The organism is Luteimonas sp. A277 (assembly GCF_054052045.1).
In genome coordinates this window covers 1-17,776 of sequence record NZ_JBSVRG010000010.1, presented here as the reverse complement: position 1 = coordinate 17,776, position 17,776 = coordinate 1, and the positions used below count along the sequence as shown (strand labels likewise).

Here is a 17,776-nt window from a genome sequence, read left to right as displayed (position 1 = left end):
TCTCCCGGGGCACCGTCACAGGTGGTAGATATCCACCACCTGGCGGATGTAATCGTTCTTCAGCACGATCTTCTTGCTGCTGATCAGAAAGCCTTCACCGGAGCGGCGCAGGGTGACCAGGGCGGTGCCGAAATACTGGTCGGTGACCCGGTAGCGGTGGCTGAGGGTATGGAAGTTGTAGCGCAGGTCCGCTTCCTCACCGCGGGTCTCCAGCACCTCCACGTTGTGGATGGCGTGACTGGTGCGCGGCTCCGGCGTGGACGCGCTGGAGCGCTCGGTCTTGATCCGGAACACGCGGTCTTCCAGCCCCGAACGGTCGGGATAGTAGATCAGCGAGATCTCCGACTGCGGGTCTTCCGTCAGCTGGTCGTCGTCGTCCCAGGCGGGCATCCAATAGGTCGCGTCCTCGGCATACAGCGCCAGCCATTCATCCCACTGGCGATCGTCGAGCAGGCGCGCCTCCCGGTACAGGAAGGCGCAGACGTCCTGATAATCAAAGCTCATGCCGCCACCTCGCCCTGCCTGCGCTCCAGTGCCTTGCGCAGCTCCTGCGCCCAGTACGCGTGCTGGCATACGAACAGGCCTTCGTCTTCACTGCGCTCGCCCGACAGCAGCGGGGCAATGCCCATGGCCTTCGCGTTCTCGTCCGCACCCTGGATCCACAGCGGCGCTCCGCGGCTCATGTCGTTCCACGGCGCGGAGGCTGCGGCGGCGTAGCCGGCCTGGCAGGCGCGGAACTCTTCCAGGTCGTCCGCGGTGCCCATGCCCGAGACGTTGAAGAAATCCTCGTACTGGCGGATGCGCGTGGCGCGGTCCTCGGCGCTTTCGCCCTTGGGGGCAAAGCAGAAGATGGTGACTTCGGTCTGGTCCACGCTGATCGGCCGCACCACCCGGATCTGGGTGGAGAACTGGTCCATCAGGAACAGGTTCGGATACAGGCACAGGTTGCGGGTCTGGTTGACGATGAAGTCCGCCTTGTCCGCGCCCACCCGCTCGGTGATCTCGTCGCGCACCTTGTACACCGGCCGCACTTCCGGGTTCATGGTGCGGGTCCACAGCAGCATGTGCCCGTTCTCGAACCCGTACACACCGGCCGTGCTCTTGCTCCAGCTGTTGGCGTCCACGGCCTTGGTGCCTTCCTCGTGGCGCCGGCTCATTGTGGCGGCGTAGTTCCAGTGCACGCTGCTGACGTGGTAGCCGTCGCAGCCGTTCTCCATCTGCAGCTTCCAGTTGCCGTCGTAGATGTAGGAGGAGTTGCCGCGCAGCACCTCCAGCCCGTGCGGCGACTGGTCGACGATCTGGTCGATGATCACCCGGCTTTCGCCCAGGTATTCCTCCAGCGGTGCCACATCGGGATTCAGGCTGCCGAACAGGAAGCCGCGGTAGTTCTGGAACCGCGCCACCCGGCGCAGGTCGTGCGAGCCTTCCTGGTTGAACTGGGCCGGGTACTGGGTGGTCTTGGCGTCCTTGACCTTCAGCAGCTTGCCGCTGTTGGAAAAGCTCCAGCCGTGGAACGGGCAGGTGAACGTGCCCTTGTTGCCGTGCTTGCGCCGGCACAGCAGGGCGCCCTTGTGCGCGCAGGCGTTGATCACCGCGTGCAGCTCACCGTTCCTGTCGCGGGTCACGATGATCGGCTGGCGGCCGATATGGGTGGTGTAGTAGTCGTTGTTTTCAGGAATCTGGCTCTCGTGGGCCAGGTATACCCAATTGCCCTCGAAGATGGCTTCCATCTCCAGTTCGAACAGATCGGGGTTGGTGAAGATATCCCGGCGGCAACGGAAGACGCCGGCCTGCGCATCGTCCTGGACGGCGGTGGCAAGCAGCTGGTCAAGGCTCCGTGCCTGGTCGGTCACAACGGACATGACAATCTCCTGGATGATTCAAGTGACGCCCTGCCAGTCACCACGGACGGCTTCGGCCAAGGCGTGGCGACCGGGCCGGGCAGCGCAGCTGCCGCCCGGCCACGTTCGCCTCAGGCGGCCGCGCGCACGCGCGCTTCGTTGATCTGGTTGTCCACGCCGTCAACCAGCGCCGTCAGGTGGAAATCGAAATCGATCTCGCCATACGGACCGTCCATGTTGTTGGCCTTGATGCTGGCCTCGTCGGTGCGCTCGATGACTTCGCACACCAGCCCGTCGCGGGTGGCGTGGGCGAAGTCGTCCTGGACCAGCGGGTCGTGGGCCAGGTTGATCTGGGTGGTCAGCTTGCGATGGCCGTCGGCACTGATGAAGAAGTGGATGTGCGCCGGACGCTGGCCGTGGCGGCCCAGCGCGGTCAGCAGCTTTTCGGTCGGGCTGCCCGGGGGCACGCCGTAGCCGCTGGGCACGATGCTGCGGTAGCTGTAGCGCCCCTGGTCATCGGCAATGATCGTGCGGCGCATGTTGAACGGCTGCTGCTTGCCGGTCGGGTCGAAGTGCGAATAGAACCCGCGGGTGTCGCAGTGCCACACCTCCACCTGCGCGCCCGGAACCGGCTGCCCATCGGCGCCATACACGGTGCCGGCCATGAACAGCGGATGGCCGTTCTCGTCGCTCCCATCATCCAGCCGCGCAAAGCCCTGCTCCACCGGCGCGCCGGCCACGTACAGCGGGCCTTCGATGGTGCGCGGGGTCTTGCTTTCCACGCCCAGCACAGCGTCCTTGGCATCCAGGCGCAGGTCGAGGAAGTGGTCCACGCCCAGGCCCGGGGAGATCAGGCCGGCCTGGCCGGCGGTGCCCAGCGCGTTGAGCCAGGCAATCCCGGTCCAGTACTCGTCCGGGGTGATATCGAGGTCGTCGATCGCCTGGAACAGATCGCTCATCAGGCGATGGATAATCTGCTTGGTGCGCGAATCGCCACCTTCCTGGTCCAGCCCGGCCACGGCCTTGAGGAAGTCCTGGACTTCCGGCTTGTTGAAGATTTTCACGTTCATGGTTTTCCCTCCTGAATCTCAGCGGTCGTCATCGCGGATCGACGATGGATGTCGGCACAGCGCAATCACCTCGATGTGCATATAGGGGAACAGTGGCAGGCCGGTCAGCAGCTCGTGCAGCTCTTCATTACTGTCCACGTCGAAGATGCTGTAGTTCGCGTATTCGCCCACCACGCGCCAGATGTGGCGCCACTTGCCGCTGCGCTGCAGCTGGTGCGAGTACTCCTTCTCGCGGGCCTTGATCTCATCAACCACATCGGCCGGCAGATCGGCCGGGATATCGACGTCCATCCGTACTTGAAACAACATGATTTCAGGCTCCCTTGGTTGTCGCGGGGTTGGATTGGGCGAGGCTGACCGTGTGCGTGGCCCGGTCGCGGCGGAAGAACTGCACGCGATCCTCGTCCAGGGTGATGCCCAGCCCGGGGCCATCCGGCACCGTCAGCTGGAAGTCGCTGTAATCCAGCGGCTCGGCGAGGATTTCCTCGGTCAGCAGCAGCGGCCCGAACAGCTCGGTGCCCCACTGCAGTTCATTGAACGTGGCGAACACGTGCGCCGAGGCCACGGTGCCCACCGCGCCTTCGAGCATCGTGCCGCCGTACAGCTCGATGCCCGCGGCATCGGCGATCGCGGCCACGCGCTGGGCGCCGTACAGCCCGCCGGACTGCTCGATCTTGATCGCGAACACGTCGGCTGCGGCCACCTTTGCCAGCTCGAACGCCGAACGCGGCCCGTGCAGGGATTCATCGGCCATCAGCGCCACCGGGAAGCGGCGCACCAGGCGTGCCAGCGCCGCGGCGGTGGCCACGGGCTGCTCCACCAGTTCGCAGCCGGCATCTGCCAGGGCAGCCATGCCGCGCGCCGCCTGCAGCTCGCTCCAGGCCATGTTCACGTCCACCCGCACCGCGCCGCGGTCGCCCAGCGCGCGCTTGATCGCGGCGACGTGGGCAATGTCTTCATCCAGCGGCTTGGCACCGATCTTGAGCTTGAACACGTTGTGCCGGCGCTGGGCCAGCATCTGCTCGGCTTCGTCGATGTCGCGCGCGGTATCGCCCGAAGCTAGGGTCCAGGCGACCGGCAGGCGCTCGCGGCGGCGGCCACCCAGCAGCTCGGATACAGGCAGCCCCGTGCGCTTGCCCTGCGCGTCGAGCAATGCGGTTTCCACCGCGCTGCGGGCAAAGCGGTTGTCCTTGATCACGCTGTCGATGCGCGCCATCAGCGTCGGCACCCGGGTGGGATCAGCGCCCTGCAGCAGCGGGGCGAAGTAGGTATCAACCGCCAGCTTCATGCCTTCGGGGCTTTCGCCGCCATAGGCCAGGCCGCCGATGGTGGTGCCTTCGCCGATGCCCACCACGCCATCGGAGCAGTGGATCCGCACCAGCATCACGGTCTGGCCGTTCATGGTGGCCACCGACAGGCGATGGGGGCGGATGGTGGGCAGGTCGAGCAGCAAAGCCTCGACCCGAACGATGGTCGGGCTGGTTCTGGAAGCGGGGGAGGTGGAAGCATTCATGGACCTGTTTATCCGCCCACAAATGCCCGGAGTCCAACACCAACTACCTATTGATCAATACCTTTTGAGTATGATTGGAGCAAATACGGCGCTGCCATGCGACTGCTGCACCGCAACAATGCGCTGAAGGTATAAGTCTGAATAGGGGTGCCAGAATGGAACTTCGCCAGCTGCGGTACTTCATTGCGGTGGCCCGCGCGCGCAACTTCACCCGCGCCGCGGAAAAGCTGCACATCGCCCAGCCGCCGCTGAGCCGACAGATCCAGCTGCTGGAGCAGGAGCTTGGCGTCACCCTGATCTCGCGCACCCGCCCCCTGCAGCTGACCGCTGCCGGGCGCTTGTTCTACGAGCAGGCCCTGCAGATCCTCGGCCGGGTGGAGCAGATGACGGCCGCCACCCGCCGGGTGGGCAAGCAGGAGCGCAGCGTGCTGTCGATCGGCTTCGTGGCTTCCACCCTTTACGGCGGGGTGCCGGCGCTGGTGCGCAAGCTGCGCGAGCGCGCGCCGGAGCTGGATATCCAGCTGCTGGAGCTGATGTCGGTGCAGCAGATCGAGGCGCTCAAGGCCGGCCGCATCGACCTGGGCTTCGGCCGGGTGCGCAGCAACGATCCGGCGGTGGAGCGCACCGTGCTGCGCGAAGAGCGCCTGGTACTGGCCGTGTCGCCGGACTCACCCCTGGCGGTCAGCAGCGCGCCGGTGCCGCTCAGCGCCCTCTCCGGGCAGGACCTCATCGTCTATCCCAGCCAGCCCCGGCCCTCCTTTGCCGACCAGGTGCTGACCCTGCTCAACGATCACGGCGCGCTGCCGGCAAGCGTGCACGAGGTACGCGAAATGCAGACCGCGCTCGGTCTCGTTGCCGCGGAAACCGGCCTGTGTGTAATCCCCTACGCCGCCAGCCGTCAGCGCGCGGACCTGCACTACCGCCTGATCGATGAGAAGGACGCCACCTCGCCGGTCATCCTCAGCCATCGGCGCAACGACAACTCGCGCTACATCCTGCTGGTCAAGGAACTGCTGAGCGAGCTGTATGCCGAATCCCCGGTCTGGCTCGACGCCGCCCACAACTACCTGCCCGACTCCGCGCCTGAGCGCGGCTAGAATGTCGGCCGCAATGCCCGCCACCACCTGCCCGCGAGCCCCACGATGAAGCACTACCTGCCGATCTGGACCCATCAATGGCTGGGCGTGGCACTGCCCACCCTGCAGATCGCACTGGTGATCGTGGTGGCCTGGGTATTGCGTACGTTCGCGCAGCGGCTGATCAACCGCCTGTCGGACCGCTGGGAGCTGCCGCCGGAAGTGCGGGTGGGAGGGCGCAGGCTGAGCACCTTCCTGATCTACTCCGCCGCGCTGCTGATCATCCTCGAGCGCCTTGGCGTGTCGGGCACGGTGCTGTGGACCGCGTTCACCGGCTTTGCCGCCGTGGCTGCGGTGGCCTTCTTCGCCGCCTGGAGCGTGCTGTCCAACATTTTCTGCGCAATGCTGCTGCTGATCACCCGCCCGTTCCGCCTCTATGACCACATCGAGCTGCTCGATGGCAGCGAGGGTCGCGGCCTGGGCGGCCAGGTGATGGACATGAACCTGATTTCCGTCACCCTGCGCGAGACCCACGAGGACGGCAACGAGTCGCACCTGCGCGTACCCAACAGCCTGTTCTTCCAGCGCGTCACCCGGCGCTGGCGCGAAGCTCCGCCGCCACGCCCGCAGCCGGATCCGGACGCCCCGCGCAAGCGTCCACGCCAGCAGGCCACGGGTGGTGGCGGCGCCAGCCTGTTCTGAGCGACCACGCCACCGCGTCCGCGGGAACGGGCCGTAGAATTGGTCCCATGAACACACCGCAAGATTCCAGCCTCGGGCGCGAGGTCGCCTACCCGGCCCGCTACGACCCGGACCTGCTGTTCCCGATCTCGCGCGCCCAGGGCCGGGCCGGGTTGCGCCTGCCAAGCGCGGGCCTGCCCTTCACCGGCCACGACCGCTGGCACGCCTACGAGCTGGCCTGGCTGGACGGTCGCGGCAAGCCGGTGGTCGATACCGCCACCTTCCTGGTGCCGGCCGATTCCCCGCAGCTGATCGAATCCAAGTCGCTCAAGCTCTACCTCAACTCGCTCAACGCCAGCCGTTTCGACAGCCCTGAGGGGCTGCGCGAGCGCCTGGTCGAAGACCTCTCGCGCACCGCGCAGGCCCCGGTGGCAGTGGCCTTCGGCCTGCCCCCGGTAGTGGAAAGCGACGACGCGGGATCCATCGACGGCCAGAGCATCGACATCGACACCTATGGCCCGCCCGATGCCTCCCTGCTGCTGGCCGACCCGGCCCACCAGGTCAGCGAGACCCTGCGCTCGGATCTGCTCAAGTCCAACTGCCCGGTCACCGGCCAGCCCGACTGGGGCAGCGTGCACATCCAATACCAGGGACCGCGGCTGGATCGCGCCGCCCTGCTGCGCTACCTGGTCTCGTTCCGTGACCACTCCGGATTCCACGAGCAGTGCGTGGAGCGCATCTTCACGGACCTGCTCGCCTGCCTGCAGCCCGCGGCACTGTCGGTTGAAGCGCGTTACACCCGGCGCGGCGGGCTCGACATCAACCCGTGGCGGGCGATGCCGGGCCAGGCGGCGCCGCAGGCAGCACGCGACCCCAGGCAGTAACCGGCGCGGAAACCGGCCGCCCGGCGCTTCACTGCGCCGGCATGCCGGCTTAACGGCCTCTGTGGGACGCTCCGGGTTCCCAGCCCTGCATGCAATGGAGCCCGAATGATTTCCCCACCCGCAGATCCTGGTAATCGCCAGGTCCCCGGCACCAGCACCGGGCAGCCGATGGGGCAGACCCATACGGTGGTCGAGGGCGAGAGCCTGTCGGCCATTTCCAAAAAGCTCTATGGCAACGCCAACCGCTGGGAAGAGATCTTTGAAGCCAACCGGGACCAGCTGGATGACCCCGACCTGGTCCGGCCCGGCCAGACCCTCAGGATTCCCTGAGCCCACCGCATCCGCTGGAGGAACCCCCGTATGAACCGCAACGCCTTGATCATCGCTTCCCTGCTGGCCGCCTGCCTTGTCCTGGCCGCCTGCAACCAGGATGCCCAGGTGGAAAGCACCGCCACCCCGGCCATCGACGCACTCGAAACGCCGCCCGCCATGTCGGAACCCGAAGCCCCGGCCGCCACCGTGCGGGTCACTGATGTGACCCTGGGCACCGACGTCGGCGACGACCACTCCATCGCCGAGCCGGCGACCAGCTTTGCCGCTGACGATGACGACATCCACGTCTCGATCACCACCAACAACGACGCCGATGGCGAAACCATGGGCACGCTGGCGGTGCGCTGGACCTTTGACGATGGCGAGGGCGAACAGCTGGTGGACGAGCGTTCGGAGCGTTTCGCGTTCTCCGGCCAGGACGTGACCAGCTTCCGCATCACCAACCCCGACGGCTGGCCCATGGGCAGCTACACACTTGAAGTCAGTGTCGACGACGAGGTGGTGGAGACCCGCCAGTTCACCATCCAGTGACCGCAGCTGGATCGCCGGCGTGGGGGCGCAATGCGCACACCCGCCCTGCCTTGGCTGCCGGCCTGCTGGCATCGCAGTGTTCCGTTCATAATCCCTCCGGAGGTCAATGACGGCACTACACTGGGACGTCGGGTCCGGCGAACGGGCCGCAGACGGGGACCGCTGCTGCCCCCAAACGTCACGCAACGAGGCCGGTTCATCTCCGGCACCCCGTTCACCTGCACGCAATCATCAAATCGGTCATGGCAGTCTCGGACCGATCCAGTCACTGTGATCCTTGGGAGAACTGGCATGGCCTACACCACCTCCGTCCGGAGCGTGCACCCGATCCATCCGATCCATGCAATTTTCGTGGCCGGCATCCTGCCGCTGTTCGGCGGCGCCGCGCTGAGTGACCTCGCCTTTTTCCGCACGTTCGAAATCCAGTGGCAGAACTTCGCCTCCTGGCTGATCGTCGGCGGTCTGGTGTGGACAGGGGTAGCGCTGGTATTCGCGCTGTTCGATCTGACCCCGGCGCGGCGCACCCGCAACCGCGTGCTGTACCTGCTGGTACTGCTGGCCACCTTCATCGTGGGCTTCTTCAATGCCCTGCAGCACGCCCGCGACGCCTGGGCCAGCATGCCCGCCGGCCTGGTGATGTCGGTGATCGTACTGGTGCTCAGCGTCGTGGCGCTCTGCCTTGCCTTCTGTGGCCCGCGCATCGGAGAAGTGAAATGAAGCGCCTTGCCTTGTTTGCCGTAGCCGGCTCAGCGGCGGTCATGCTGGCCGCCTGCAACCCGGCTCCGAAGCCGGAACTGGAATACGGCACCAACCCCGACCTGCCCCAGCCCAAGCGCGGCCTGCTGCCGCAGATGGTCATCGCCAGCCCGGACGAATGGGGCGACCAGCTGCCGGTCGTGCCGGAAGGCTTCGAGGCCCGCGCGATCGCCCGCGATCTGGGCATCCCCCGGCAGACGCTGGTGCTGCCCAACGGCGACATCCTCGTGGCCGAAGGCCGCGGCGGCAACGCTCCCAGCCTCAAGCCCAAGGATATTATTGCCGGGCCCATCAAGGGTGCGGGCACCACATCGGTGCCAAGCGGCAACCGCCTGACCCTTCTGCGCGACGGCGACGGCGACGGCGAATACGAGCTGCAGACCGTGTTTGCCGACAACCTCAACGCCCCCTACGGCCTGGCCCTGATCGACAACAACCTGTACGTGGCCAACCAGGACGCGGTGGTGCGTTTCGACTACCAGCCGGGCATGACCCAGGCCAGCGGCCCGCCGGAAGAGCTGGCGAAGCTGCCGTCCGCGATCAACCACCACTGGACCAAGGCCATGGCCGCCAGCGCGGATGGCCAGTTCCTGTACGTGGGCATCGGCTCCAACAGCAACATCACCGAACGCGGCATGCTGGCCGAGCAGGACCGGGCCCGGGTCTGGGAAATCCACGCCGAAACCGGCATGCACCGTCCCTACGCCACCGGCCTTCGCAACCCCACCGCACTGGCCATCCAGCCCGACACCGGCGTGCTGTGGGCGGTGGTGAACGAGCGTGACGAAATCGGCCCCGACCTGGTGCCCGATTACCTCACCTCGGTGCAGGAAGGCGGTTTCTACGGCTGGCCCTGGGCCTACTGGGGCAACCACGTGGACGACCGCGTGCGGCCCGAGAATCCCGACAAGGTGGCCGCGTCCATCACCCCGGACTACAGCCTCGGTGCCCACGTGGCCTCGCTTGGGGTCGACTTCTCCAGCCCGGTCATGGGTGCGGAGTTCGCCGACGGCGCCTTCGTGGGCATGCACGGCAGCTGGAACCGTTCGGACCCGGTGGGCTACAAGGTGGTGTTCGTACCGTTCCGCAACGGCCAGCCGGCCGGCGATCCGATCGACTTCGCCACCGGCTTCCGCGACGACGACGGCACCACCCGCGGCCGCCCCGTGGGCGTCACCGTGGATCCGCGCGGCGCGGTGATCATTGCCGATGACCTGGCCAACATCATCTGGCGCGTCTCGCGCATTGGCGGCCCGGCGCAGATGCCGCAGCAGCCGGAAGCCATGGATCAGCCCGAAGGTCCCGAGACCGGGACCGAGGTCGAAGCCGAAGACCAGCAGCCGGAGCAGGAAGAAGCCGCCGCTGACTGACCCAGTGCGCAGCCCAGCTGCAACCAACTGCTGTTACAGGTGAGTCCAACGTGGCTCCGCGATGACCTCGCGGAGCCACGCTCTTTTTGGAGCCTGGGATGCGTCGTGCCCGGTTTCGCCTGCTGAATACGTTCTACCCGGCAATAGCACGTGATCCATTCAGCTGGACCCACCATGAAGGAACCATGCAATGAATCCGATCGATCCGATGGACATGCTGCAAGCTGCAGTCGTGCTGTTCACCCTGGCCGCGCTCGGCGGCCTGGCCATGGCCGGAATCCGGTTCGCGGGAAAGCGCAACCCGCCTGCATGGCTCGCAATGCTCCACGGCCTGCTTGCCGCTGCCGGCATCACCCTGTTGGCGTACACCGCCTATGTGGGAGGGGCCCCGGCCCTGGCTCTCGCTGCCCTGCTGCTGTTTCTGCTCGCCGCCGGCGGCGGTTCGGTGCTGAGCCTGGCCTACAAGTGGAAACAGCGCCTCCTGCCGGCCTGGCTGGTACTCGCCCACGCGGTACTGGCGGTGCTTGGCTATGTGCTTCTGCTGATCGTGGCACTGGGTTAGGGACGCATCTGAACCCAACCCATCACCACGCGCCGTGATTCACGGCGCGTGGCCGCCCAGCGCGCGACGATCGTCCACACCACAAACAGAGGACGACGTCATGATGCGTTTACATCACATTGCTATCGCGTCCGCGCTTTCGATCGCCGCAGCCGGGTGCGCCCATTCCCAGGCCCCGGTCCGAACGCAGGGCTATGCGCCGACCCAGGGGCAGACCTATGGCCCCCGGGACGAAGGCCGCACCTTCAACGACGGCACCCGGGTGATCTGCGAGAACGTTGAAGTTGCCCGCGACACGTCCGATCCCAACCGCATTGCAGGCACCGCCGCAGGCGCGGTGATTGGCGGCCTGGTCGGCAATCAGGTGGGCAGCGGCAGCGGACGCAAGGCCGCCACGGTCGGCGGCGCTGTTGCCGGCGGAGCCATCGGCCGCCATGTGCAGGGCAACCGCCAGGAAGCCCAGGGCGAGCGCGTGATCGAACAACGCTGCTGGCGCGGTCGCTGACAGCAGCCTTCGTGACAGCAGGCCTCGCCGGTCACGCCAGCGGCACCGCCGCGGGCAAGGCCGGCGAAGCTATGCCCGGCGCAGCGTCTGCTTCGCCAGCAGTGCCACTAATGCCGCCAGTACGAAGCACCCCAGCGCCATCCACACGATCCCCTTTACTCCGGCACCCGCCAGCCGTACCAGCAGCACGCCGCCCATCCCGGCGGCAAGCATGATGGAGAAGTTGAACACGCTGGACTGCAGCGAAGTGGCCACGTCCCGGCCGCGGTCCACCTGCCGGGCGATGGCGGTCTGGTACATGGCGCCCAGCGGGCCGAAGGACACGCCCCACAGGAAGAAGGTGAAGTGGGCAATGCCGGGCGTGCGGGCAAAGGCCAGGAACAGCAGCATCGATACCGCGCTGAGCACCAGCATGGACACCACCAATGGCCGCAGCCATTGGTCGATGACCCGGGCGGAAGCCACCACTGAAATTACCGAACCAATGCCGAACACCAGCAGCGCCATGCCGGTGCCGCCGGCCAGCTCCACCGTCTCCACCAGCAGCGCGATGTAGGTGTACACGGCGTAGTGCCCGGTCACCGACAGGAAGGTCAGCAGGATCACCATCAGGATCGCCCGGTTCTTCAGCAGGGTCAGCGGGGAGTTGCTGCGGGTGCGCTGCTCGCCCGGCACCGCTGGCAGGTACAGATGGCACAGCGCCGCGATCACCACCACGCCCAGCCCGAACACCAGGAACTCCGTGCGCCAGCCGAACTGCAGCCCTACCAGGGTCATGACTGGGAGGCCGACGCTGATACCCAGGGTGCTGCCGGCCAGGATCACGGTGATGGCCCAGCCCTGCCGCTCGGGGGGAACGAGGCGCGTGCCATAGGCCGCGATCATCGGCCACATCACCCCGGCGCATACGCCACCGACAATGCGCGCCCCCACCATCACCGCATAGGAAGAGGCCAGCCCCACCACGATGTTGGAAACGGCAAACCCGGCCAGCAGCACCAGCAGCAGGTGCTTGCGATTGACCGTCAGGGTGGCGGTGACCAGCGGGATGGTGCACACCGCGGACGCCAGCGCGTACACCCCCACCAGCATGCCGATGTGGGATTCGGACACACCCAGGTCTTCGGTCATCTGCGGCAGGATCCCCGAAGGGATCAGCTCCGACAGCAGCCCCACGAAGGTGACGCTGGCCATCAGGCCGAACACGAACCACTCCGGCGCCCGCAGCCTCGGCGCTCCCGGCATCGGCCTCATGGATGGGTCAGACACGCCTGCACATCAGCAGGAAGAAAGAGGAAGATCGGATACTCATGGGCGGACATTCTCCCCCGGATGTCCGCCAGCCGCGACCGCCCCGTTGAGCTTTCCGGGGCGATGAAGCGAGCGAGAATTACGCCCTTATAGCTTCCGACGCGCCCTTCACTGGCGGGCGGGCCGTGCGCGTCTTCAATCGTTGCGTTGCGTCGTCGCGCGACCTTGCGCGAACTCCGGGAAGAGCTCCGCCATCGACGCCTCATCCGGCAAGACATAGAACACCCCGCCCCGCTCGAACGTCGGACGGATGACGCCCTCGTAAAACTCCGGCGAGACGTTGATGCAGCCATGAGTGACGCGGTTGTCGTCGGGCGAAGGCGATGCAAGGCGTTCGGCGCGTCTCTCGGCCGGGACGCCAGTCGCGGTCGGGTGGATGGAGACCGCCGAATCGTAGTCCACCCACAGCACGCGCCCGGCGTCGATCGACGGACCGTAACCGCCCACGAAGCGACCAGCAGGCGTCGTGCGATCCCGGCCCGGAATCTCGCGAAGCGCGAGACCGGCGATGCCGGGGGCCGTGTGATCGCCACTCGCCGAGCCAAACAGCCCGGGTGCCGCGCCGCGAAGCCGGCCGTCACCGCCAAACACCAGGATCTGTGCGGCCGCCTTGTCGATGACCGCGAATGGATAGCCTTGGTTGTCCTCGGCTGCGACAACCCAGCCCGCGAGCTCGATCACCGTGTCGGACACATCCTGGCCTCGCGGAAGCTGGTCGACGGCGGCGACAGGTTGCGCGACGGCATCCTCGGCGTTTGCCACGCCGAAGCTTGCGAACGCCAGCGCCAGCGCAACAACAACGGCCCGGATCGCAGGGGGTAAGGACGTACGGATGGGACGGCTCCCTGGAACGAAGACTGGGTGGAAGACCAAGGAGACCGGTGGCCAGCCAAGGCCACCGGTCCCGGTTCAGGAGCGACTAACCGCGCGGCACGCGGCGCGGGGCCGTTTCGAGCTGCTGGACGCGGCTTTCCATTTGATCCAGCCGCTGGTTGGCCTGCTGCGCGGACTGGTTGGCGGACTCGGCGCTCTGGGCCGCGCCCTGCACCCTCGTGTCGAGTTGATCGAGGCGCGAGTTGATGCCTGCAAACTCGTCACTATAGGTAGCGCAAGCGGAAAGGCCGACGGCGGCGACGATCGCCACGCCGAGCGTACGCGCCATCACCAGATGCTTCTTGGTCGGGAACATGGCAATCCTCCTTCGTGTGGGGTATTCGAATATAGCGGGGTTTATGGGGGCCTCATGACCCGCCTTCAGCTGACGTTGAAGTACGTGGATGGGCTGTGAAGATGTGCGATCACGAAGCGCAGCCAGAACCGGCCTTGTGGTAACCGGAGGGATGTCGGCAAGCGACCGCTGGTTTCGGCATCATGGCGGCATAGGGGAGGGACCACATGCCGCTGAGCTGGAACGAGATCAAGGACCGCGCGCTGCGGTTTTCGCGCGAATGGGCCGACGAGGCCAACGAGCACGCCGAAGCCAAGAGCTTCTGGGACGACTTCTTCAATATCTTCGGCGTCTCGCGCCGGCGGGTGGCCAATTTCGAGCGCCGGGTGAAGAAGCTGGACGGGCGCGACGGCTACATCGACCTGCTGTGGAAGGGCGTGCTGCTGATCGAGCACAAGTCCCGCGGCAAGGACCTCACCCGCGCCCACACCCAGGCCCGCGACTACTTCCACGGCCTCACCGACGCCGAACTGCCGCGCTACCTGCTGGTCTCCGACTTCGCCAGCTTCCGCCTCTACGACCTGGAGGGCGAAGAGGCCCCCGCCGAGTTCCCGCTCACCGACCTGCACAAACATGTACGCCTGTTCGGCTTCATTGCCGGGTACCAGGCGCGCGCGTTCAAGGAACAGGACCCGGTGAACGTGCAGGCCGCCGAGCGCATGGGCCGCCTGCACGACGCGCTCAAGGCCGCCGGCTTCGAGGGCCACGCGCTGGAAGTGCTGCTGGTGCGGCTGCTGTTCTGCCTGTTCGCCGACGACACCGGCATCTTCCCGCGCCACGCCTTCCACGACCTGATCGACCAGCGCACCAGCGAAGACGGCGCCAACGTCGGCATGTGGCTGGCGCAGCTGTTCCAGACCCTTAATCGCACGCCCGACCAGCGCCAACGGACCCTGGACGCCCAGCTCGCCGAGCTTCCCTATGTCAACGGCAAGCTGTTCGAAGAAACCCTGCCGCTGGCGGCCTTCGACGCAAAGATGCGGCAGCTCCTGCTGGAGGCCTCGGCCCTGGACTGGAGCCGGATCAGCCCCGCGATCTTCGGCTCCATGTTCCAGTCGGTGATGGACGCCAAGGCCCGCCGCAACCTGGGCGCGCACTACACCAGCGAAAAGAACATCCTCAAGCTGATCGGCCCGCTGTTCCTGGACGAGCTGACCCAAGAGCTGGAGGGCATCGGCAACCACGAGGGCAAGCTCAAGAGCTTCCACGTGAAGCTGGCCAACCTGCGCTTTCTGGATCCTGCCTGCGGCGCTGGCAACTTCCTCATCATCGCCTACCGCGAACTGCGGCTGCTGGAACTGGAAGTGCTCAGGCGTCTGTTCGCCAAACAGGGCAGCGTGCTGACCCGCGTGGCCGACCACGTGGCGGTGGACGTGGACCAGTTCTACGGCATCGAGATCGAGGAGTTCCCGGCCCAGATCGCCCAAGTGGCGCTGTGGCTGATGGACCATCAGATGAACCTGCGGGTGGCGGAATTGTTCGGCGAATATTTTGCGCGGCTGCCGCTGGTTAAGGCGCCGACGATCGTGCATGGGAATGCGTTGCGGATCGATTGGAATGAGGTGGTGCCGGCGGAGAGGTTGGATTACATCCTTGGAAACCCGCCGTTCGGCGGAAAGCATTACCAGAGCAAGGATCAGCGGGCGGATCAGGCACTGGTGACAGCAAAGATCAAGAGCGGATCTGACCTGGATTTCGTCGCCAACTGGTTCATCAAGGCTGCCGACTACACGGCAGGCTCCGACACGTCCGTAGCGTTCGTCTCAACCAACTCCATAACTCAAGGAGAGCAGGTAGCTCTACTTTGGGGCTACCTGCTCAATCAAGCGAAGGTGACGATTACGTTCGCACACCGAACCTTTAACTGGACTAATGACGCGCGGGGGAAAGCAGCCGTACACTGCGTGATCGTCGGATTCTCTCGCCAGCTGCCTACCAAATATCGTCTCTTCGACTACGACAGGCCGGCAGGTGAACCATCTGAAATCGTTGTACGCCAAATCAATCCGTACCTTATTGATGCACCAAATATCGTGGTCGTTAAACGTAGACGACCTCTAATGAATGTGCCGGAAATGCGCTATGGGAATAAGCCAACGGATGGCGGAAACTTCATCCTCAGCCCCGGGGAGAAGGCTGCCCTTGTTGCTGAGGAGCCAGCGGCAGAGCGATGGATCAGGCGCTATGTTGGGTCTGCCGACTTCATCAATGGAATCGAACGTTGGTGTTTGTGGCTTACTGGAATTCAGCCTGATCAACTCCGTCGCATGCCGCTTGTCCTTCAGAGGGTTGAGGCCGTTCGCGAGTTCCGCTTAGCCAGCTCCGCAGCACCTACCAGGAAGGCGGCAGATATCCCCACCGAATTCTTCTACCGGTCACAGCCCGACTCTTCATACGTCGTGGTACCCGAGGTTTCATCTGAGCGCCGGACGTACATTCCAATGGGATTCCTCCCACCTGATGTCATTTGCAGCAACACAAACTACTTGGTGCCTGATGCCAATCTCCGAAAGTTCGGTGTACTGACCTCAAACATGCACATGGCTTGGGTTCGTACGGTATGCGGACGCCTGAAGAGTGACCTTCGCTACTCGGGCAGCATCGTCTACAACAACTTTCCCTGGCCTGAGATCGGCGACTCCAAGCACGACTCAGCCATCGAATCCGCAGCTGAAGCGGTGCTCCACACGCGCGGACAGTTCCCAAGCGGCACCCTCGCTGATCTGTATGACCCACTTAGCATGCCGCCGGTTCTAGTCTCGGCTCACCGGCACCTCGACAAAGTCGTCGAGGACGCTTACGTCGCTGCCGAAAGGAACGCCGGCCGCAAGGCCCCGAAGCTCACCACTGATGCGGAGCGCGTCGCCTTCCTGTTCGAACGCTATCAAGCGATCACAAGCCTGCTTCCAGTCCCCAAGAAGAAAAAGGCGCGCAGACGACGGAGTGCATGACCATGGATTGGCAGATGTACCTGGGCATATTGCCCTTCTTCTTCTCAGCCTCTTTGGCGCTGGCCTGCGCGCTCACTTACAAGGCTGTCAAGAAACGGCTCGCCAGACGCTCACCTCTGGCATCGCGACACATCGGCCACGTGCCCGGACAACAGCTCGTCAAGCGCATGTCAGACCACGAGACGGAGCTGATGACGTCGGTCATGATCATGTACATGGCCTTCCCGATGATGTTCATGCTTTGGGCGGGCATGCAGATCGACTGGACCGAGTTCCAATGGGGAACGCGTGAGGGGCTGCTTACCACCGGAGCACTCGCGTGCTTCGCTTACGGTCTTTGGGAGTACATCAAACACCTGCACGCCCGGGATCGGGTCGCCGACGGCCTGCTGGCGGAGCGCGTCACGGGCATGCAACTGAATCGCCTGGTGGCCCAAGGCTGCCTGGTCCTCCATGACCTGCCTGCAGACGGCTTCAACCTTGATCACGTAGTTGTGTCTCCGCGCGGCGTCTACGCAGTGGAGACCAAGTCGTTCCGCAAACCCAAGCGCGCCAAATCCGAACGCAACTACAACGTCCGCTTCGACGGGAAGAGGCTTCACTTTCCGGATTTCGTTGAGACCGGAGCCGTCGAGCAGGCGGAACGCTATGCGCACTGGCTGGAGAAAACGCTACGTGAGTTTGAAATCAACGCTCCCGTCATCCCGGCTTTGGCGTTGCCGGGCTGGATGATCGAACAGCCAGACGAAATCTGGCGCTCTTCTCGGGTGAAGGTGTTTAGCCCGATGCGCAACGGCGCCAACTTCATGGCGAAGGATCTGGGACAGATAGATGCCCAAACGCGGCCACTAATCGCGCAGGCCCTGGCGAGCAGATACCCGAGGATTGGAGAGTAAATGTCTGCTATCGGCCAACACCGGCCGTTCAGCTCGTGAAGGACTGAACGGATCAGACGGCAATCATCGACGCCAGCCACGGTCAGTAATCCGCATCATTTCCGAAATCTTAGAGCGGACCTTCCTGTGAGGTAAGAAGTGTCTTGATTTCGGAACAGCTCCCTTCTAGAAGAATCCCGTGCTGGAGGGTAGAACCCAGGGTAATCCCCCCATTTTTAGCGGACACCAAAAGTGGAGCTAAGCAGCAAGTGCGAGTTTTTGCTTCGGG

The 17,776-nt window shown here is 65.1% G+C and carries 19 protein-coding genes; 11 read left to right on the top strand and 8 right to left on the bottom strand.

Annotated elements, in window-relative coordinates:
- Positions 1–15: 15 nt before the first annotated feature.
- The 5 genes from benB to ACW7G2_RS10870 all read right to left on the bottom strand — a co-directional run bounded on the left by benB (position 16) and on the right by ACW7G2_RS10870 (position 4,424).
- Positions 16–504 carry a benzoate 1,2-dioxygenase small subunit gene (gene benB, locus ACW7G2_RS10890; RefSeq protein ID WP_456975641.1) on the bottom strand — a complete coding sequence of 163 codons (489 nt, stop codon included), beginning with the start codon at positions 502–504 and terminating at the stop codon, positions 16–18.
- Positions 501–1,862 (bottom strand): Rieske 2Fe-2S domain-containing protein, encoded by a 1,362-nt coding sequence (locus ACW7G2_RS10885; protein ID WP_456975639.1) that lies wholly within the window; start codon positions 1,860–1,862, stop codon positions 501–503. Before ACW7G2_RS10885 ends, benB begins: the two co-directional genes overlap by 4 nt.
- Before the next feature lie 110 nt (positions 1,863–1,972).
- Positions 1,973–2,911 (bottom strand): catechol 1,2-dioxygenase, encoded by a 939-nt coding sequence (catA, locus tag ACW7G2_RS10880; protein ID WP_456975637.1) that lies wholly within the window; start codon positions 2,909–2,911, stop codon positions 1,973–1,975.
- Positions 2,912–2,929: 18 nt separating this feature from the next.
- Complete coding sequence (catC, locus tag ACW7G2_RS10875) at positions 2,930–3,220, bottom strand: muconolactone Delta-isomerase (RefSeq protein WP_456975635.1); 291 nt, start codon at positions 3,218–3,220, stop codon at positions 2,930–2,932.
- Positions 3,221–3,224: 4 nt separating this feature from the next.
- Positions 3,225–4,424, bottom strand: a complete 1,200-nt coding sequence (locus ACW7G2_RS10870; RefSeq protein WP_456975633.1) for a muconate/chloromuconate family cycloisomerase — start codon at positions 4,422–4,424, stop codon at positions 3,225–3,227.
- Positions 4,425–4,579: 155 nt separating this feature from the next.
- Here ACW7G2_RS10870 and ACW7G2_RS10865 point away from each other — a divergent pair, with 155 nt between their 5' ends.
- The 9 genes from ACW7G2_RS10865 (at position 4,580) to ACW7G2_RS10825 (ending at position 11,122) form a co-directional block, all read left to right on the top strand.
- Positions 4,580–5,521, top strand: a complete 942-nt coding sequence (locus tag ACW7G2_RS10865) for a LysR substrate-binding domain-containing protein (protein WP_456975631.1) — start codon at positions 4,580–4,582, stop codon at positions 5,519–5,521.
- Between the two features lie 45 nt (positions 5,522–5,566).
- Complete coding sequence (locus ACW7G2_RS10860; RefSeq protein WP_456975629.1) at positions 5,567–6,202, top strand: mechanosensitive ion channel domain-containing protein; 636 nt, start codon at positions 5,567–5,569, stop codon at positions 6,200–6,202.
- Positions 6,203–6,249: 47 nt separating this feature from the next.
- Entirely contained in the window at positions 6,250–7,065 is an 816-nt protein-coding gene (gene queF / locus ACW7G2_RS10855) for an NADPH-dependent 7-cyano-7-deazaguanine reductase QueF (RefSeq protein WP_456975627.1), read from the top strand.
- A gap of 105 nt (positions 7,066–7,170) precedes the next feature.
- Entirely contained in the window at positions 7,171–7,395 is a 225-nt protein-coding gene (locus tag ACW7G2_RS10850; RefSeq protein WP_456975625.1) for a LysM peptidoglycan-binding domain-containing protein, read from the top strand.
- A gap of 30 nt (positions 7,396–7,425) precedes the next feature.
- Complete coding sequence (locus ACW7G2_RS10845) at positions 7,426–7,929, top strand: hypothetical protein (RefSeq protein ID WP_456975623.1); 504 nt, start codon at positions 7,426–7,428, stop codon at positions 7,927–7,929.
- A 291-nt stretch (positions 7,930–8,220) separates the two neighbouring features.
- Positions 8,221–8,646, top strand: a complete 426-nt coding sequence (locus ACW7G2_RS10840) for a DUF2231 domain-containing protein (RefSeq protein ID WP_456975621.1) — start codon at positions 8,221–8,223, stop codon at positions 8,644–8,646.
- Complete coding sequence (locus ACW7G2_RS10835; RefSeq protein ID WP_456975619.1) at positions 8,643–10,055, top strand: PQQ-dependent sugar dehydrogenase; 1,413 nt, start codon at positions 8,643–8,645, stop codon at positions 10,053–10,055. The genes ACW7G2_RS10840 and ACW7G2_RS10835 overlap by 4 nt, the downstream gene beginning before the upstream one ends.
- A gap of 190 nt (positions 10,056–10,245) precedes the next feature.
- The gene (locus tag ACW7G2_RS10830) at positions 10,246–10,617 is read left to right on the top strand and encodes a hypothetical protein (protein WP_456975617.1); all 372 of its coding nucleotides are present in this window, start codon (positions 10,246–10,248) and stop codon (positions 10,615–10,617) included.
- 103 nt (positions 10,618–10,720) lie between these two features.
- A complete protein-coding gene (locus ACW7G2_RS10825) occupies positions 10,721–11,122 on the top strand; it encodes a glycine zipper 2TM domain-containing protein (RefSeq protein WP_456975889.1) in 402 nt (133 codons plus the stop codon).
- Between the two features lie 69 nt (positions 11,123–11,191).
- On the opposite strand, the gene ACW7G2_RS10820 is transcribed toward ACW7G2_RS10825, so the two are convergent.
- The 3 genes from ACW7G2_RS10820 to ACW7G2_RS10810 all read right to left on the bottom strand — a co-directional run bounded on the left by ACW7G2_RS10820 (position 11,192) and on the right by ACW7G2_RS10810 (position 13,622).
- The gene (locus tag ACW7G2_RS10820) at positions 11,192–12,376 is read right to left on the bottom strand and encodes an MFS transporter (protein WP_456975615.1); all 1,185 of its coding nucleotides are present in this window, start codon (positions 12,374–12,376) and stop codon (positions 11,192–11,194) included.
- Between the two features lie 192 nt (positions 12,377–12,568).
- Positions 12,569–13,222, bottom strand: coding sequence for a hypothetical protein (locus ACW7G2_RS10815; protein ID WP_456975887.1), 654 nt, complete (start codon positions 13,220–13,222; stop codon positions 12,569–12,571).
- Positions 13,223–13,352: 130 nt separating this feature from the next.
- Complete coding sequence (locus ACW7G2_RS10810; protein ID WP_456975613.1) at positions 13,353–13,622, bottom strand: hypothetical protein; 270 nt, start codon at positions 13,620–13,622, stop codon at positions 13,353–13,355.
- 206 nt (positions 13,623–13,828) lie between these two features.
- Here ACW7G2_RS10810 and ACW7G2_RS10805 point away from each other — a divergent pair, with 206 nt between their 5' ends.
- Together ACW7G2_RS10805 and ACW7G2_RS10800 are read left to right on the top strand one after the other, a co-directional pair.
- On the top strand, positions 13,829–16,612 hold the full coding sequence (locus tag ACW7G2_RS10805) for a class I SAM-dependent DNA methyltransferase (protein WP_456975611.1): 2,784 nt from the start codon (positions 13,829–13,831) through the stop codon (positions 16,610–16,612).
- Complete coding sequence (locus ACW7G2_RS10800) at positions 16,609–17,508, top strand: nuclease-related domain-containing protein (protein WP_456975609.1); 900 nt, start codon at positions 16,609–16,611, stop codon at positions 17,506–17,508. The genes ACW7G2_RS10805 and ACW7G2_RS10800 overlap by 4 nt, the downstream gene beginning before the upstream one ends.
- Positions 17,509–17,776: the final 268 nt, after the last annotated feature.

Bases quoted from the DNA above. Each gene is read 5' to 3' on its own strand.
- benB (WP_456975641.1), bottom strand. From the start codon at position 504: ATGAGCTTTGATTATCAGGACGTCTGCGCCTTCCTGTACCGGGAGGCG.
- ACW7G2_RS10885 (WP_456975639.1), bottom strand. From the start codon at position 1,862: ATGTCCGTTGTGACCGACCAGGCACGGAGCCTTGACCAGCTGCTTGCC.
- catA (WP_456975637.1), bottom strand. From the start codon at position 2,911: ATGAACGTGAAAATCTTCAACAAGCCGGAAGTCCAGGACTTCCTCAAG.
- catC (WP_456975635.1), bottom strand. From the start codon at position 3,220: ATGTTGTTTCAAGTACGGATGGACGTCGATATCCCGGCCGATCTGCCG.
- ACW7G2_RS10870 (WP_456975633.1), bottom strand. From the start codon at position 4,424: ATGAATGCTTCCACCTCCCCCGCTTCCAGAACCAGCCCGACCATCGTT.
- ACW7G2_RS10865 (WP_456975631.1), top strand. From the start codon at position 4,580: ATGGAACTTCGCCAGCTGCGGTACTTCATTGCGGTGGCCCGCGCGCGC.
- ACW7G2_RS10860 (WP_456975629.1), top strand. From the start codon at position 5,567: ATGAAGCACTACCTGCCGATCTGGACCCATCAATGGCTGGGCGTGGCA.
- queF (WP_456975627.1), top strand. From the start codon at position 6,250: ATGAACACACCGCAAGATTCCAGCCTCGGGCGCGAGGTCGCCTACCCG.
- ACW7G2_RS10850 (WP_456975625.1), top strand. From the start codon at position 7,171: ATGATTTCCCCACCCGCAGATCCTGGTAATCGCCAGGTCCCCGGCACC.
- ACW7G2_RS10845 (WP_456975623.1), top strand. From the start codon at position 7,426: ATGAACCGCAACGCCTTGATCATCGCTTCCCTGCTGGCCGCCTGCCTT.
- ACW7G2_RS10840 (WP_456975621.1), top strand. From the start codon at position 8,221: ATGGCCTACACCACCTCCGTCCGGAGCGTGCACCCGATCCATCCGATC.
- ACW7G2_RS10835 (WP_456975619.1), top strand. From the start codon at position 8,643: ATGAAGCGCCTTGCCTTGTTTGCCGTAGCCGGCTCAGCGGCGGTCATG.
- ACW7G2_RS10830 (WP_456975617.1), top strand. From the start codon at position 10,246: ATGAATCCGATCGATCCGATGGACATGCTGCAAGCTGCAGTCGTGCTG.
- ACW7G2_RS10825 (WP_456975889.1), top strand. From the start codon at position 10,721: ATGCGTTTACATCACATTGCTATCGCGTCCGCGCTTTCGATCGCCGCA.
- ACW7G2_RS10820 (WP_456975615.1), bottom strand. From the start codon at position 12,376: ATGAGGCCGATGCCGGGAGCGCCGAGGCTGCGGGCGCCGGAGTGGTTC.
- ACW7G2_RS10810 (WP_456975613.1), bottom strand. From the start codon at position 13,622: ATGTTCCCGACCAAGAAGCATCTGGTGATGGCGCGTACGCTCGGCGTG.
- ACW7G2_RS10805 (WP_456975611.1), top strand. From the start codon at position 13,829: ATGCCGCTGAGCTGGAACGAGATCAAGGACCGCGCGCTGCGGTTTTCG.
- ACW7G2_RS10800 (WP_456975609.1), top strand. From the start codon at position 16,609: ATGACCATGGATTGGCAGATGTACCTGGGCATATTGCCCTTCTTCTTC.